Raw genomic sequence first — 15,018 nt, forward strand, 5'->3', positions numbered from 1 at the left:
GGGAAAATTACGTAATGGCAGATGTATCTATTGAAAAGCTCGCCAGCGACATTGGTACGACCGTTGACCGATTGGTTGGCCAGTTTAAAGACGCGGGTATCACTAAGAATGCCGGCGATCAGGTAAACGAAGACGAGAAACAAAAACTATTGGATCATTTAAGTAAGCAACACGGCAGCGCAGCTGAACCGACACGTATGACACTTAAGCGTAAGACAACCAGCACGCTAAGTGTTGGTAAGTCTAAAGAAGTGAAAGTAGAAGTACGTAAAAAGCGCACTTACGTTAAGCGTAGCGATGTTGAAGAACAGCAGCGTCAAGCGGAAGAAGAGGCGAAGCGTCTTGAAGAAGAAGCACGTCTGAAGCGCGAAGCGGAAGAAAAAGCAGCAGCTGAAGCGAAAAAAGCCGCTGAAGAGAAAGCACGTAAAGCTGAAGAAGCGAAGAAAGCTGCTGAAGAAGAGCGTGCTCGTCGTGCAGAACAAGCGAAAAAAGAAGCTGAAGCACGTAAGGCCGACGAACCTGAGCTAACTGAAGCTGAAAAAGCGGAAGCTGAAGCGGCTCGTCAGGAAGAAGAACGTCTGCGCAAAGCGCAAGAAGAAGAAGCGCAGAAGAAGCTTGAAGAAGACGCGAAGAAAGCGGCTGATGAAGCGCGCAAACTTGCTGAAGAGAACGAGCGTCGCTGGAAGGAAGAAGAAGAGCGTCGTAAGAAAGAAGAAGCTGAAGAAGTTCACTTGCACTCTAACCGCTATGCTCAAGAAGCTGAAGACGAAGAAGACATGCAGGTTGAGCGTTCATCACGCCGTCGTCGTAAGTCGAAGAAAAATGCGGGTGAGCATCTTAAGCAAGGCTTTAACAAGCCAGCTGCACCTGTAGAGCGTGTAGTTAAGCTTGGCGCAACCATCACAGTTGGCGAACTTGCAAGTAAACTTGCAATTAAGTCTAACGAAGTTATCAAAACGATGATGAAGATGGGCGAAATGGCAACCATTAACCAAGTACTAGACCAAGATACAGCGGTACTAGTAATTGAAGAAATGGGTCATAAGTACGAGCTTGTTAACGACAACGCACTTGAAGATGAGTTGTTGGCAGATGGCACTGGCGGTGAAAAAACCACACGTGCACCTGTTGTAACCATCATGGGTCACGTTGACCACGGTAAAACGTCATTGCTTGACTACATTCGTCGCGCGAAAGTTGCAGACGGTGAAGCCGGTGGTATTACTCAGCACATTGGTGCATATAAAGTAGAAACAGAAAATGGCGAAATCACGTTCCTAGATACACCTGGACACGCCGCATTTACCGCAATGCGTGCTCGTGGTGCTACGGCGACGGATATCGTTATTCTTGTTGTTGCTGCAGATGACGGCGTAATGCCTCAAACGAAAGAAGCGGTACAGCACGCTCGCGCGGCTGGCGTACCTCTTATCGTTGCAGTGAACAAAATGGATAAAGAAACAGCTGACCCTGATCGCGTTAAAACTGAGCTATCTCAACTAGAAGTTATCTCAGAAGAGTGGGGCGGTGAGCACCAGTTCTGTAACGTTTCTGCGAAAACAGGTATGGGCGTAGACGAACTGCTTGAAGCTATCGTTCTACAAGCTGAAGTTCTAGACCTTAAAGCAGTAGCTGAAGGCCCAGGTCGCGGTATTGTTATTGAATCTCGCCTTGATAAAGGCCGTGGTCCAGTAGCATCTGTATTGGTTCAAGAAGGCCAATTACGCGCTGGTGACATTCTACTTTGTGGTGAAGAATACGGCCGTGTTCGTGCAATGCGTGACGAAAACGGTAATGAAATTAAGATTGCTGGTCCTTCTACGCCTGTGGAAGTACTTGGTCTGTCTGGTGTTCCGGTAGCGGGTGAAGACGCAGCCGTTGTTAAAGACGAGCGTAAAGCGCGTGAAGTAGCAGCGAAACGTCATCAGAAGAAACGTGAACTTAAACTTGCTCGTCAGCAGAAAGCGAAACTTGAAAACATGTTTGCGAACATGGAATCAGGTGACGTTAGCGAACTTAACATCGTACTTAAAGCTGACGTACAGGGTTCTGTAGAAGCAATTTCTGAATCACTTGTTAAGCTTTCTACTTCTGAAGTAAAAGTGAACATTGTAGGTAGTGGTGTAGGTGGTATCACTGAGACTGACGCAACCCTTGCGGCTGCATCAGGCGCTATCGTACTAGGCTTTAACGTTCGTGCCGATGCAACAGCGCGTCGCGTACTAGAAGCTGAAGAAATTGATTTACGTTACTACAGCGTTATCTATAACCTAATTGACGAAGTGAAAGCGGCCATGAGTGGTATGCTTGCACCAGAATTCAAGCAGGAAATCATTGGTCTTGCAGAAGTACGTGACGTATTTAAGTCACCGAAACTGGGCGCAATTGCGGGCTGTATGGTTACTGAAGGTAACGTTAAGCGTAGCAACCCAATCCGTGTACTTCGCGACAACGTAGTAATTTACGAAGGTGAACTAGAGTCACTGCGTCGCTTTAAAGATGACGTACAAGAAGTACGTAACGGTATGGAATGTGGTATCGGCGTTAAGAACTACAACGACGTGAAAGTAGGCGACCAAATCGAGGTCTTCGAAATCGTTGAGGTTAAGCGCGAAATTTAACTGCCTTAGTTAATTCGGCATGTGAGAAACGGGGGCCGAGTGCTCCCGTTTTTGTCTGTATACAACAAACAGACCTCGCGCATGCTCAGCGTTAAATAAGGAAAGGAGAGAATAATGGCCCGTGAATTTTCACGTACCGACAGAGTGGCTCAGCAAGTTCATAAAGAAGTGGCGAGCATTCTGCAAAATGAATACAAGCACCGCGTTGGCGACATGCCCTTGATCACGGTTTCTGACGTAGATGTGTCGCGCGACCTAGCGCATGCAAAAATCTTTGTGACTATCTACAACAGCACCGAAGAAGAAGGTAAAGCGCAAATTAAACAACTGGCAGAATACAAAAAGTTTATTCGCAGTATTCTAGCTAAACGTATTCGCATGCGCTCAGTGCCTGATCTTCACTTCTTTGAAGATAAGTCGATTGTTGAAGGTATGCGTATCTCTAATCTTGTGTCTCAGACCATCGCAAAAGATGAGTCAAAGCGCGATAAAGACGATCCACAAGAGCAGGAGTAAATGGCAAGACGTCGTAAAGGCCGTGAGATTAACGGCATAGTATTGCTTGATAAACCGCTTGGTGGGTCATCTAACCAACTGCTTCAAAAAGTGCGCTGGCTGTACAAAGCTGCGAAGGCTGGGCATACAGGCGCACTTGATCCACTTGCCAGTGGCATGTTGCCGCTGTGCTTGGGTGAAGCTACGAAGTTTTCTCAGTTTCTTCTGGATGCAGAAAAGACCTACGAGGTAACTGCTCAACTGGGTGTTCGCACCACCACGTCTGATGCCGATGGCGAAGTGGTTGAAGAAAAGCCTGTTGATGTAAGCGAAGAACAAGTACGTGATGCGTGCTTGGCGTTTCTAGGTAAGAGTAAACAAATCCCGTCCATGTTTTCAGCGCTTAAACATCAAGGTAAGCCACTTTATCACTATGCACGTCAAGGTATAGAGATTGAGCGTGAACCTCGTGATATTGAAGTGTATGAATTAGATGTACTGCGTATTGAACTGCCGTTTGTAGAAATGCGCATTAAATGCAGCAAGGGCACTTATATTCGCTCAATCGTAGATGATTTAGGTCAGAACCTTGGCTGTGGCGCCTACGTGACTCGCTTACACCGTACGGAAGTAGCAGACTATCCTACGGATAAAATGGTCTCGCTGGATAAGTTAATTGAAATTCAGGAATCACTGGAAGAAGGTGACTTTAAAGCGCTGGATGACTTATTGATTCCTATGGATACCGCCGTAAGTCGGTTGCCATTTGTGACCATTAACGACGCTGAAAGAAACCGTTTTGATAACGGCCAATCTGTAAAAGGGATTTGTAGCGAAGCGCTGGGTGAAGGCGTGTCTTACCGCGTTTACCATGGCGACGATACCAGTGGTATTTTCTTAGGCGTAGGGGAAGGGGTTCTTGACCCGAAAGACCAAGGTATCCCTAAACAAGAAGTGTTTGTTAACCCAAAACGTCGAGTTGTTTATAGTTAGTACTTTGCAATGACCTATATCTAGCAGATTATACTCGTTTAAAGCCTTGCGGTTAACGCAAGGCTTTCTTAATGGCAAATAAAGTAGTATAAAAGGTGCACTATTTAGTGGTAGGTTCTTTATCACTCATACAGATTTCTACCTTCTGCGAAACGTCTTAAGCTGGCGTGGTGTTTTAATTAAGGGATTATTCAATGACCAAATGGATTGGCTTATGGCTTTGTTCGCTATGCCTAGTATTTGCTGCGGGTTACTATGTCAATGACAAACGCCCTACAGTCCCCTCAGAAGTTTCTGTTCACACAACCAATGTAGGCGACGGTAAAGATCAACACGTCTCACAAACAGCGTTACTCCCTCAGCAAGGGGAGACCAAGCGCGTGCAGTCACCCAAAGACTCAGCGAGTAAATCTGATAATATTAGCCTAGAAGCCTGGTTTTCCGACAAGCCCAAGCTTAGCTTAAAACAAATAGGCGCCTTAATTATCTCTATAAGCACGATGGGCGAGCAGGCGATTGTCGATACATTATCAAGCATGGATACGTCTATTAGCGACCCAGATGCTGCCATGATTTTGTCAACAATGGTCTCTCGCTTAGTAGAGCTGAACCCCGAAAAAGCCTGGGACCTTGTTGATAACATGAATATTAACTTGGAATCGAAGCAGCAGTTTCGCATATCAGTTATAGCTAACTGGGCTAATCAATCGCCTTCTGACGCCCTTGACTGGTATATTAATAATTCCTCACTTACCTCAGGCATGCTCGAAAACAACATTTACCCTTCGCTTATTTTTAGAGAAATGGCAAGTGAGGATATTGATAGCGCCTTTCAGTCTATCGCTCTTCTTGAGTCAGAGAATTTAAAAAGTGCGGCCTATAGCGGCATTTTTAGTGTCTTAGAAACATCAGAGCAGTTTCGAGACACGTTATCGTTAATAAAACGTTTGGATGATAAACGGTTAGAAACTAATTTAATAAGTATTTGGGTACGCAAAGACGTTGAAAGCACTAAAGCTTGGTTCGACACGCTAGATGACAACGAACGAAAAAAAGAGATAAAGCGCGCTGTATTTGATAGTTATGTAAACCAATCACCTAGTGAAGCTGCTTCCTGGTTTGTAAGACATAGCAGTAGTGAAAACTATCAATCTGATGTTGAACACGCTGCCAGAACTATCGCTTACTTTGAGCCCGACACTGCGCTAACTTGGGCACAACGTCAAACGAATATTGATACTAAGCAAGTAGTGATTACCTTATTACAAGGAGCAGTTTACAGATCACCGCAATTTGTAGAGCAAAATTTAGATTTAGTCGTAGATCACGACGCTAAGATAAGCATAGCTCACTCGGTATATTCTGCATACGGATATAAAAGTGACCAGCGGGCAAGGGATTTTCTAAACGGTGTCGAATACAAAAGTGAGTTAGCTAAACGTATTAATAAGGTGGAATCGAACCTTAAACGGGTTAATTAGTGAAATTACGTCGTTCCGTCCTTGCTAAGTCTGTAAACGTCATTATAATACGGCGCTCATTCCGCTTTGCTGAATTAGTGATCGGCGAAGCATTAATATTAGGAGAATGATATGTCACTAACTAAAGCAGAAACCGCAAAAATCATTGCTGAGTACGGCGTTAAAGAAGGCGACACTGGTTCACCAGAAGTTCAAGTTGCTTTGCTTACTCACAACATCAACAAGCTTCAAGGTCACTTTGCTGATCACAAGAAAGATCACCACTCACGTCGTGGTCTTCTACGTATGGTTAGCCAACGTCGTAAGCTTCTAGACTACCTTAAAGGCAAGAACGCAGAGCGTTACCTTGACCTTATCAAGCGTCTAGGTCTACGTCGATAAGACTAGGTTTCAAGAAAAGCGCCCAATGGGCGCTTTTTTTTTGCAAAAATGTACAGCAAAGTGCAATACACCCTAGTACATGTATGAAGCCAGGCAATTAACCTTGTGTTTGTACTACGCGTTAGTTCGACGGTATGTTTTGCTTTTTATCTTCAAACATCCGCTCATCTGCAATGTAAATTAACTCTTCTAGCGTCTTGCCTTCTTCTGGATAGCTCGCGTGACCTATGCTAACGCCAACGCTGAACGCGCCTTGTGTGGTAGTAATAGGCTGTGTAAGCTTTTTAGCAAGTCGGACTTTAAGTGTCTCTACATTGTATTCAGTGCTTAGCTCGGTGATTACTACGATAAACTCATCACCACCAACCCGTGATGCAATATCGTACACGCGACACATGGATTGAAGCCTTTGTGCAAGCTCAACAAGAACTTCGTCACCGATTGTATGGCCGTATTCGTCATTAATGGGCTTAAATCGATTGAGATCCAGATAAAGTAGCGTACACACCTTATTGTTTCTCTCTAATCGCGGAAGCTCATTTCGCATATAGGTAGATAGGGCAAGCCTATTCGCTAAACCTGTTAGCGTATCGCTATTTGCCAGTTTTCTAATTTTCTGTTCTGCTTCGACTTGCTCGGTGATATCAACATTAATACCAAACATCTTGTTGCCTTCAATGCGACCATAACCGCTAACATGACGATATTTGTCGCCAGCGGCTTTCACTCTAAAAATTGCGTGAAATCCTGAGCTATCTTTTATTGATTGCTCTATCTTTTGCTTCACATTGGCAATATCGTCATCGTGAACTGTGTCTTCCCAGTCACTAAACTGACCAGTAAAAGTAGCTTTGGAGACATTGTAGATTTTATGCATCCACTCATCCCAAATGAGCTCGTTAGTAGCGATGTCCCACTCCCATACACCTATGTGTGCTGCGTCAGCGGCCATAGACATGCGGCGGTTTAACGTTTTAAGCGTCTGTTGAGCTTCCCGCCATTTTGTTACGTCTTCGGATAGTGCCAATATGTATTGAGGGGTGCCGTAGTTGTCATCAATGACAATCTTTTTGGTCTCAAAAAAGCGCGTCACACCACCTATATTGAGTTTGAATTCGTTAACGATTTGCTTTTCAGAACTTGAAAGTAATTGCTTATCGTCAGATATAAATTTCTTGGCCTCCGCCTCGTCGAATATATCAAAGTCAGATAGCCCCACGAGTGACGCTTTGTCGGTGCCCAATATTTTACTTCCCGCATCATTTACATGGGTAATCGAAAGGCTGTCGGCACGCTTTACAATCAACATATTGGGCAGTGCGTCAAACACCGTTTGTGCAAAAACTTCTTGGTTCTTGACGTCAGACAAGTCTTTTACCGTACACACATATGAAATATGGTTTCCCGGCAGCGAATTAATGCGAAGTGTTAAAGGAAAAACCTTTCCGCTTTTCCGAATACCGTCCAAAGTTAAAGGCACGTTGTGCGCTGCGCTATTCTTTGCCGCTTTTTTTAATCCTATCAGGAGTGGCTCATGGGCATGCTCAGAAGGGCTCACAAGCTCGCGTATGTGAATGGTCTGAGGAGAAAAACTGTCGAGACCAAACATGCTTAACGCGACAGGGTTGGCAAATTCAACCATGCCGGCACTGTCGAAGGTCAACACGCCTTCTTGTACTGTATTTAACACCGCGTTATAGCGCTCTAGCAGTAACGTACGTGCTCGCAGCTCGATAAAAATAAGAATAGTAAACGCGAAAAGCATCACCATTAGCATGACCAAATAAGCGAGGTTTTTGGTTTCTGGTTCTTGTAGTATTTGCGTAGAAGGCAGTGCATATACGTGCATAGACAGCATGCCGGTGTAATGCATACCGGATATAGCACTGCCCATTATAATGGCGGGAACAATTTGTTTAACTATTCGCAGTTGCGAAGTGGTGACATATTCATGGGTTTTTAAAGCAATACCTGCCAGACCGACGGCAACCACAATAGACAAAGAGAAGTACCAGCCATCGTACGCCATGATGGCATTCATCTGCATTGCCATCATGCCGATGTAGTGCATGCTGCCAATGCCAAGCCCCATATATAAACTTCGAAGCAAAAGCGAGTTAGCTTTATGTGGCAGTTTACTCATCACAACAATACTCGCAAGAATCGCGGGTAACACAGAGAGTAGGGTTATGAAAGGGTCGTACGAAACCTCAAGAGGGAGCTGATAGGCAAGCATCCCAACAAAATGCATCGCCCAAATGCCAAAACCAAGAAAGCACGCTGATGCCAGCGACCAAAATGCTCGCTCATTTTGTAATTCTGTTTGCGACATCTTCGCAGAAAGAACGAAAGAGATAAGGGAAGCAGATATTGCAATAACAACAGAAGCCACCACGAAAAATACATCGTAGTTAGCCAATATTTCAGCACTAGGGGGAAAATCCTTTACCGAAAAAAAATGATAATGTCCGTTTTTCAAAGTCTTAAATTGTCTTATCAATAAACTACTACTAAATGTAGTAGTTTCATTTATTTACGCAACTCAACTTTGCTCGCTGTTTTTGTAGAAGAGCGAACTGCATTTTGCATAATAGTTAGTTCACGGCTTGTTAGGTTACGCCACTGGCCAGGTTTTAGTGAGCCGAGTTCAAGGTGCATGATTCGGGTTCGTTTTAGTTTGGTGACCTCGTACCCTAAAAACTCACACATTCTGCGGATTTGTCGATTAAGACCCTGAGTTAGAATAATGGTAAATGTATTTTTGCCCGTGGGTTTAACTACACAAGGCTTCGTCACCGTCCCTAAAATTGGTACTCCCCGAGACATACGGTTGACGAAGCGCTCACTGATTGGTTGGTTAACCGTAACTTCGTATTCTTTGTCATGAGCATTTTCAGCGCGCAGGATCTTGTTCACGATGTCCCCATCGCTGGTTAAAATGATTAAGCCTTCCGATGGTTTATCTAACCTTCCTACGGGGAAAATACGTTCCTTGTGACCGATAGCGTCAATAATGTTGCCTTTGACATGACGCTCAGTCGTACAGGTGATACCAATGGGTTTGTTATAGACAATATATACGCGATCTGACTTGTCTGAGGCAACGGCACCTACAACTTTACCGTCTACCTTTACAGTGTCACCAGGCCCCACTTTCGTACCCAGTTCAGGTGGTTGGTTATTAACGGTAACGCGATTTTGCTCAATGAGTTTATCCGCTTCACGGCGAGAACACAGGCCAGTGTCGCTAATATATTTATTTAAACGTTTGGGCGCTTGCTCACTCATTGCGCATTAGGTCCTATAGATTTCAAAAGAGGGCAATATTATCACGGCAAAAAGAAAGGGGCGATTCGCCCCTTTCTTTTTTATGCGTTAAACCGTGGTTTTTATTCTCGGTTGTATACTATTGCAACAGATTTAATCTGGTTTACTGGTTACCTGCAGCTGAAGGAGCCGAACCACTTCCACCCGTTGAACCACCGCTAGATACTACTTTGGTTGCTATATCGCGAATTTCGTTTTCCAAACTGGTAATGCGGCCAGATAAGGTCGTATTGCGTTGCTCTAACACAGACAGTTTGTCGGTTAAATTGCGTACGCTTTGCTGAGCGCTTTGTTTATCGCTTGCTGCTTGCTCAAGTTGAACATTAACAGCAAGCAGTTCATCAGCTAACGAAGCAAGTTGATTCTTAACCGAGCCAATGGCCGCTGCTTGCGATTTTACATTTTCTGAAACTGAGTTGATGTTCTTATTCAAGGCGTTTTGAACGTTACCTACGCGGTCGCCAAGATCAGCAATCTCTTGTTGATTACGACGCCAAGCTGACGCCCACAACTTATCCATTTGTTCCCAAAGCTCGTTTGTCTTGTTGGTTAGCTCAGTAACTTTAACTTGCAGGGCAACAGTAGATTCACCAATTTCTTCACCTGTAGCAGATAACTTGTTTTCTAACTGTAATATGCGCTGCTCCGCTTGCTCAGCAACCACTTTTTGTTGCTCAAGCATGGTGTACAGGTAATAGCAACCACCACAGGCGGCTAAGGCGATGACGGCAACGAATACAACCCAGATTCCATTACCGTTTCCACCACCAGAGGGTTGGCGGTTTGCTGATGGGGCAGATGAAGGTGGAGGCGTTGCTTTTGTTGGCGCCGCCTGACGTTTTGTTTGGTAATCACGACGGTCTTCTTCATCCAATCTAATGGTTGGAAACTCATCGTTTTTCGAATTATTTGCCATAGTAAATTTATAATCTCGTTATGTAGTACTAACTTCATCGCATTTAGATGCTTTAACTCAATAAGAAGACAGCACATTTATATTTGCGCGCTAAAGCATGTTATCGCTAAATTAAAGGAAATTCTACGGCTTATGCTCAATGTCAATTATACATAAGCCATAAAATCCGAGAATTTCCTTAAAGCGTAGCGCTACTGCTTATCGCCGATCCATTCAACGCGATACAAATCTCGTCTTCTATCAAGATAATTCCGCACAGAGCCTTCATTTTGAAGCTTAGTGAGTTTATCCAAATCCAAATCAACAATGAGCGTCATTTCTGTGTTTGGCGTGGTCTCAGAGACTATTGCGTCATGTGGGAACGCGAAATCACTTGGCGAGAAAACCGCGGTTTGCCCATATTGAATATCTACGTTGTCCACTTTGGGTAAGTTACCTACGCTACCTGCAATTGCCACGTAGCATTCGTTTTCAATAGCGCGGGCCTGCGCACAGCGTCGCACGCGCAAATAACCGTTTTTGGTATCTGTCCAGAAGGGGACAAACAAAATTTGCATTTCCTGATCGGCAAGAATACGCGCAAGCTCTGGAAACTCCACGTCATAGCAGATCAAAACGCCGATTTTGCCGAAGTCGGTATCAAATGTCTTAAGGCTGTTTCCGCCTTTCATTATCCAATCTTCTTTTTCGTGAGGTGTTGGATGAAGCTTATACTGGCTTTCAATCGTGCCGTCGCGTTTGCAAATGTAGCTGACGTTATAGAGCTCTTCCTCTTCTACCACAGGCATAGAACCTGCGATAATCGTAATATTGTACGATACGGCCAAATGAGACACGGCAGTTAAAATCTCATCGGTATAGGTCGCTAAATGCCAAATTGCATCAATTGATGAATCTGACGGGCTCAGGCCCATTAATGGCGCGTTGAAAAACTCAGGGAACAGGGCAACGTCGCAAGAATAGTCAGACAAGGCATCGACGAAGTACTCTACTTGTTGTAAAAGCTCTTCTACATTATTGAAGTAACGCATTTGCCATTGAATACATCCGATTCGTGCGCTGGTCTTCCTGCTGGCGATGAGCGAAGGCGTGCCCGGTTCATAATAAATATTGTGCCACTGAAGTAGCGTCGCATAACCCTGTGAGGCTTCATCCTCTGGAAGGTAAGCCGACATGACTTGCTTGACTTCAAATCCATTTGAAAGTTGAAAAGTTAAAATGGGGTCGTAGATGTCTTTGAGCTTGACTTGCTCAATGTATTCATAAGGCGACAGCTCATGCGCATGGTTTTTATAGTTCGGGATTCGACCGCCCGCCATGATGGATTTTAGATTCAAATTACGACAGAGCTCTTTACGCGCTTCGTAGAGACGACGACCAAGGCGTAGACCTCGATACTCGGGTGAAACAATTACCTCAACACCATAAAGCACATCACCGTTAGGATCGTGTGTGGTCAAATAAGCATCACCCGTAATTTCGTCGTAGCTGTGTTTATCCCCAAACTGGTCATAATCTACAATCACTGAAATGGCGAAAGCGACCACTTTGCCTTTATCTTCAATACATATTTGCCCATCGGGAAATGTAGTAACTTGGGCTTTATAGTTAGAGTAAGGCCATGCGCCTCCAACGTTGGCGTATACCTCATCCATTAACGCTTTAACATCGTTGTAGTCGTCCAGTCTCAAATTTCTTAAGTCTAGATGATGTTCCGTTTCTTCTATTTGTGTTTGATCTTGACTCATGGGTTACTCTTTTTGCTAAAAATTTTAGTACGTACATTGCATATATCTTTACTAAACCGCCTTGCCATGCGTTTTTCAACTGTTAATTACAATCCGTATGTGCAGACGTAATGGCAACGGAAACAAGGGCAGAAGAAAAGTCTCTCAATCAACCCTCTTAAAATATACACCTCGGTTTACTTATTGATTTAGTTTACCTTTACCGTCATTTGCTCACTTTAAAATTGATATTAAATAAGCAAGAAGCGTGCGACTTCTTAACGACAAATAATTTTTCTTTTATCGATAAAAAAATAGCGCGGAAAATGCGTGGTGATGCAATTGCTATAGGATTCAACCCCGCGTATAAGTTCGCTAGTTTTTTAACATACACAACCCGCTCCTAACTACACGATTAGTTAACCGCTCAAAGGTAGAAATGCTCTGATGAATAGAGAACAACTTGCGTCGTATCAGCCTCTTCACGTTTTCGATGAAGCCATATTTGAAAATATCGTCGATGACTTAGTCACGAAAGGCTTTTCTATTCAAGAGCATGGTTTACCTGATTTCATTACACAAGCACTTTTGGCCTGCCAGCGTTCGATCTCTGAAGCTGAATATCAAGCGGCAGGTATTGGTCGCGCAGAGAATTATCAAAAAGCTGAAAAAGTTAGAGGGGACGAGATTTGCTGGATTACAGGTTCATCTAGCGAAGGCGCTTTGTGGCTTTCATGGTGTGAAGCCATGCAGCAGTATGTAAATCGTTCGCTCTTTATGGGGCTTTTTTCTTTTGAAAGTCATTTTGCCTGCTATGAGCCGGGTAAATTTTACAAACGCCATGTAGATGCGTTTAAAGGCCAGGGCAATCGCGTGTTGTCTTTAGTCGCCTATTTGAATGACGACTGGACTTCAGAAGATGGGGGAGAACTCGTGCTCTACGCTGATGAAAGTGATCTAATTGGAACAAGAGTGCTGCCAACGAAAGGTACTTTCGTTGTCTTTTTGAGCGAACAATTCCCTCATGAAGTATTACCTGCTGCCCGCAGCCGTCACTCGGTTGCAGGTTGGTTTAGGGTTAACGGAAGCGTTAACGACGCGATTGATCCGCCTCGATAAAAGCACTAATCACGTTGTGAAACGCACGTGTATCTAAAAACCAAGACTTATGTATAATAAGTTTAGGCTGTATGCGCGCTATTATTACAAAACTGGTTTGAATTATGGGCCAGCTCCTCTCGCGCACAGCTCGCGCAACATTGTGCCGTCGCAATAGCAAGTATTCTATTACGACGCTTAGGGAAAAGACGTTAGAAGTGATTGGTAAATGCTGGAAAAAATACCTGCCCCAACCCCAAGAGAAGAATTACATGTGCTGGTTATCGATAACCAGGGGCTTGTACATGATGTAGTGTCATCAGCTTTGCATGAAATTGGAATAAAAAACGTAAGCAGTGCTTTTAATGCCTTTCACGCGAAAAGGTTATGTGCTGCAAGACAATACGACTTTGTTTTACTGGCGTTTAACGTCAGTCACGACAAAGATGGCTTTCACCTTTTTGAAGAATTAAAACACCTCAATCACATCAACGACACCACCACGGTCATTTTTCTCAGTGCAGAGACATCGCCTGAATTGGTTAATTGTATTGTTGAATTGCAACCGGATGACTTTTGGGTCAAACCTCTTCAGCGCAACAAAATTGAGCTGCGTTTGGAATACCTTATCCAAATAAGGTTAAAGCTACATAAAATGCTTCATTGTATGCAGGTGGGGGACTATTCCACCGCTATGTACTATGCAGAGCGCCAGTTAAAAGATCCTTCGCTATCGGAGTATCACACCAGAATTAAACGCTTAATTGGTGATTGCTTATTGCAGCTTCGCGATTATCAAACTGCGGAAGACTACTTTAGAAGCTTATTGCAGAGCATGGATCATGCGTGGGTTCACATTGGTTTAACCCGGTCGTTGCTTCGACAAGATGAATTAGAAGAAGCCCAGCTACTGGTTGATGACTTATTGCAGCGCCACGACACGCGATTCTTAACCTTTGACTTGCTTGCTCAGTATTTTATTGAGAAAGAGCAGTTCGATATTGCCTACGAACAAATGAAAGAGGCGAGTAGGCTAGCACCTCGCAATATTGAGCGTAACAAACGGTTATGGGATCTTGCTCGATTGAACCACGATAAGGCAGGGCAACTTTCAGCCGTTCAAAATATGGCAAAATTTGCTAAAAATTCTATCCATGACTCACCTCAGCTAACGCTCAATGTTATTCGTTCAACCATTGATTTAGCCACAAGTCTTGGCAGTACAGAAGGCGAACGCTATATGAAACGCGCAGAATCTGAACTGGAAGAATTGAAACAACAAAAGGGCATGCAGTCTCAGCTTGGCGAGCAGATTGACGTCGTAAAAGCGCGTGTCTTGTGCTTGCGAGACGACAAAAAAGGGGCTGAAAAATTGATGAAGGATCGTTCGGCATCTACCGACGGACTCTCGATGGAAGATAGCCTCGATAAAATGAAAGCATTTCACGAGTTAGGAATGCGTGAACACTGTGTGAGTATTTTAGATAAGCTTAGAAAGCAAATTGAAGGGGACACGTTTACTTCTCAAGTGGTAAATGAATACCTGAATCAAGAGTCGATTGAACGTACTGAAATTCAATTTACCACAAAAGAGCTTAAGCAAATGGCTGCGGTTAACTACAAAGAGAATCGGTTGTCGCCAGCCTTCAACAATTTACGCCAGGCACTAACACTGTCCCCTAAAGACAAACAAGTTGCACTGAGCTTGTTAAAAGTTATTACTCAAATCCATTTAGGGGATAATTTAACAGACGAGCAGATGGAAGCGGCCCATAAAGCGGCGAAGTTTCTTCTAAGTAGTGACTTGTCGCCAACCCAGGCTGAAAAGCGGGATCAGTACATAAGCCGAATAGGTATAGAAGTGGACGACAGTAACGCTGCTGACTTAGTTGGTGTGGTGGCTGTTAAAGCATAACGGTTACTACACAGACTGTCATTGAAAAGAGTACCAATAAAAAAGCTGCCTCCATTGAGGCAGC

At 44.0% G+C, this 15,018-nt stretch carries 11 protein-coding genes; 7 read left to right on the forward strand and 4 right to left on the reverse strand.

The window, feature by feature from the left end; translation table 11 throughout:
- Positions 1-14: 14 nt before the first annotated feature.
- The 5 genes from infB to rpsO all read left to right on the forward strand — a co-directional run bounded on the left by infB (position 15) and on the right by rpsO (position 5,971).
- The gene (gene infB, locus ACFI6L_RS04565; protein ID WP_014949256.1) at positions 15-2,621 is read left to right on the forward strand and encodes a translation initiation factor IF-2; all 2,607 of its coding nucleotides are present in this window, start codon (positions 15-17) and stop codon (positions 2,619-2,621) included.
- A gap of 114 nt (positions 2,622-2,735) precedes the next feature.
- A complete protein-coding gene (gene rbfA / locus ACFI6L_RS04570) occupies positions 2,736-3,137 on the forward strand; it encodes a 30S ribosome-binding factor RbfA (RefSeq protein WP_014949257.1) in 402 nt (133 codons plus the stop codon).
- Complete coding sequence (gene truB, locus ACFI6L_RS04575; protein WP_252118353.1) at positions 3,138-4,109, forward strand: tRNA pseudouridine(55) synthase TruB; 972 nt, start codon at positions 3,138-3,140, stop codon at positions 4,107-4,109. It begins immediately after the preceding gene.
- Between the two features lie 194 nt (positions 4,110-4,303).
- Entirely contained in the window at positions 4,304-5,590 is a 1,287-nt protein-coding gene (locus ACFI6L_RS04580; protein ID WP_462573509.1) for a hypothetical protein, read from the forward strand.
- A gap of 111 nt (positions 5,591-5,701) precedes the next feature.
- Positions 5,702-5,971, forward strand: a complete 270-nt coding sequence (gene rpsO, locus ACFI6L_RS04585) for a 30S ribosomal protein S15 (RefSeq protein ID WP_012518257.1) — start codon at positions 5,702-5,704, stop codon at positions 5,969-5,971.
- 121 nt (positions 5,972-6,092) lie between these two features.
- Here the strand turns inward: rpsO and ACFI6L_RS04590 are convergent, their stop codons facing one another.
- The 4 genes from ACFI6L_RS04590 to ACFI6L_RS04605 all read right to left on the reverse strand — a co-directional run bounded on the left by ACFI6L_RS04590 (position 6,093) and on the right by ACFI6L_RS04605 (position 11,962).
- Positions 6,093-8,450, reverse strand: coding sequence for a sensor domain-containing diguanylate cyclase (locus ACFI6L_RS04590; RefSeq protein ID WP_462573510.1), 2,358 nt, complete (start codon positions 8,448-8,450; stop codon positions 6,093-6,095).
- A gap of 50 nt (positions 8,451-8,500) precedes the next feature.
- The gene (gene rluF / locus ACFI6L_RS04595) at positions 8,501-9,259 is read right to left on the reverse strand and encodes a 23S rRNA pseudouridine(2604) synthase RluF (RefSeq protein ID WP_014949260.1); all 759 of its coding nucleotides are present in this window, start codon (positions 9,257-9,259) and stop codon (positions 8,501-8,503) included.
- 142 nt (positions 9,260-9,401) lie between these two features.
- Entirely contained in the window at positions 9,402-10,214 is an 813-nt protein-coding gene (locus tag ACFI6L_RS04600; protein WP_039229603.1) for an AAA family ATPase, read from the reverse strand.
- 191 nt (positions 10,215-10,405) lie between these two features.
- Entirely contained in the window at positions 10,406-11,962 is a 1,557-nt protein-coding gene (locus ACFI6L_RS04605; RefSeq protein WP_014949262.1) for a bifunctional GNAT family N-acetyltransferase/carbon-nitrogen hydrolase family protein, read from the reverse strand.
- Positions 11,963-12,388: 426 nt separating this feature from the next.
- Between ACFI6L_RS04605 and ACFI6L_RS04610 the strand changes: the two genes are divergently transcribed.
- The gene (locus tag ACFI6L_RS04610) at positions 12,389-13,060 is read left to right on the forward strand and encodes a 2OG-Fe(II) oxygenase (RefSeq protein ID WP_014949263.1); all 672 of its coding nucleotides are present in this window, start codon (positions 12,389-12,391) and stop codon (positions 13,058-13,060) included.
- Between the two features lie 208 nt (positions 13,061-13,268).
- Entirely contained in the window at positions 13,269-14,954 is a 1,686-nt protein-coding gene (locus ACFI6L_RS04615; protein ID WP_318488035.1) for a response regulator, read from the forward strand.
- Positions 14,955-15,018: the final 64 nt, after the last annotated feature.

Source organism: Alteromonas sp. G4i35 (genome assembly GCF_054960375.1).

Excerpts from the sequence above, each read along its gene's own strand:
- ACFI6L_RS04580 (WP_462573509.1), top strand. The coding sequence starts at position 4,304 with ATGACCAAATGGATTGGCTTATGGCTTTGTTCGCTATGCCTAGTATTT.
- ACFI6L_RS04610 (WP_014949263.1), top strand. The coding sequence starts at position 12,389 with ATGAATAGAGAACAACTTGCGTCGTATCAGCCTCTTCACGTTTTCGAT.
- infB (WP_014949256.1), top strand. The coding sequence starts at position 15 with ATGGCAGATGTATCTATTGAAAAGCTCGCCAGCGACATTGGTACGACC.
- truB (WP_252118353.1), top strand. The coding sequence starts at position 3,138 with ATGGCAAGACGTCGTAAAGGCCGTGAGATTAACGGCATAGTATTGCTT.
- ACFI6L_RS04615 (WP_318488035.1), top strand. The coding sequence starts at position 13,269 with ATGCTGGAAAAAATACCTGCCCCAACCCCAAGAGAAGAATTACATGTG.
- rpsO (WP_012518257.1), top strand. The coding sequence starts at position 5,702 with ATGTCACTAACTAAAGCAGAAACCGCAAAAATCATTGCTGAGTACGGC.
- rbfA (WP_014949257.1), top strand. The coding sequence starts at position 2,736 with ATGGCCCGTGAATTTTCACGTACCGACAGAGTGGCTCAGCAAGTTCAT.
- rluF (WP_014949260.1), bottom strand. The coding sequence starts at position 9,259 with ATGAGTGAGCAAGCGCCCAAACGTTTAAATAAATATATTAGCGACACT.
- ACFI6L_RS04605 (WP_014949262.1), bottom strand. The coding sequence starts at position 11,962 with ATGAGTCAAGATCAAACACAAATAGAAGAAACGGAACATCATCTAGAC.
- ACFI6L_RS04600 (WP_039229603.1), bottom strand. The coding sequence starts at position 10,214 with ATGGCAAATAATTCGAAAAACGATGAGTTTCCAACCATTAGATTGGAT.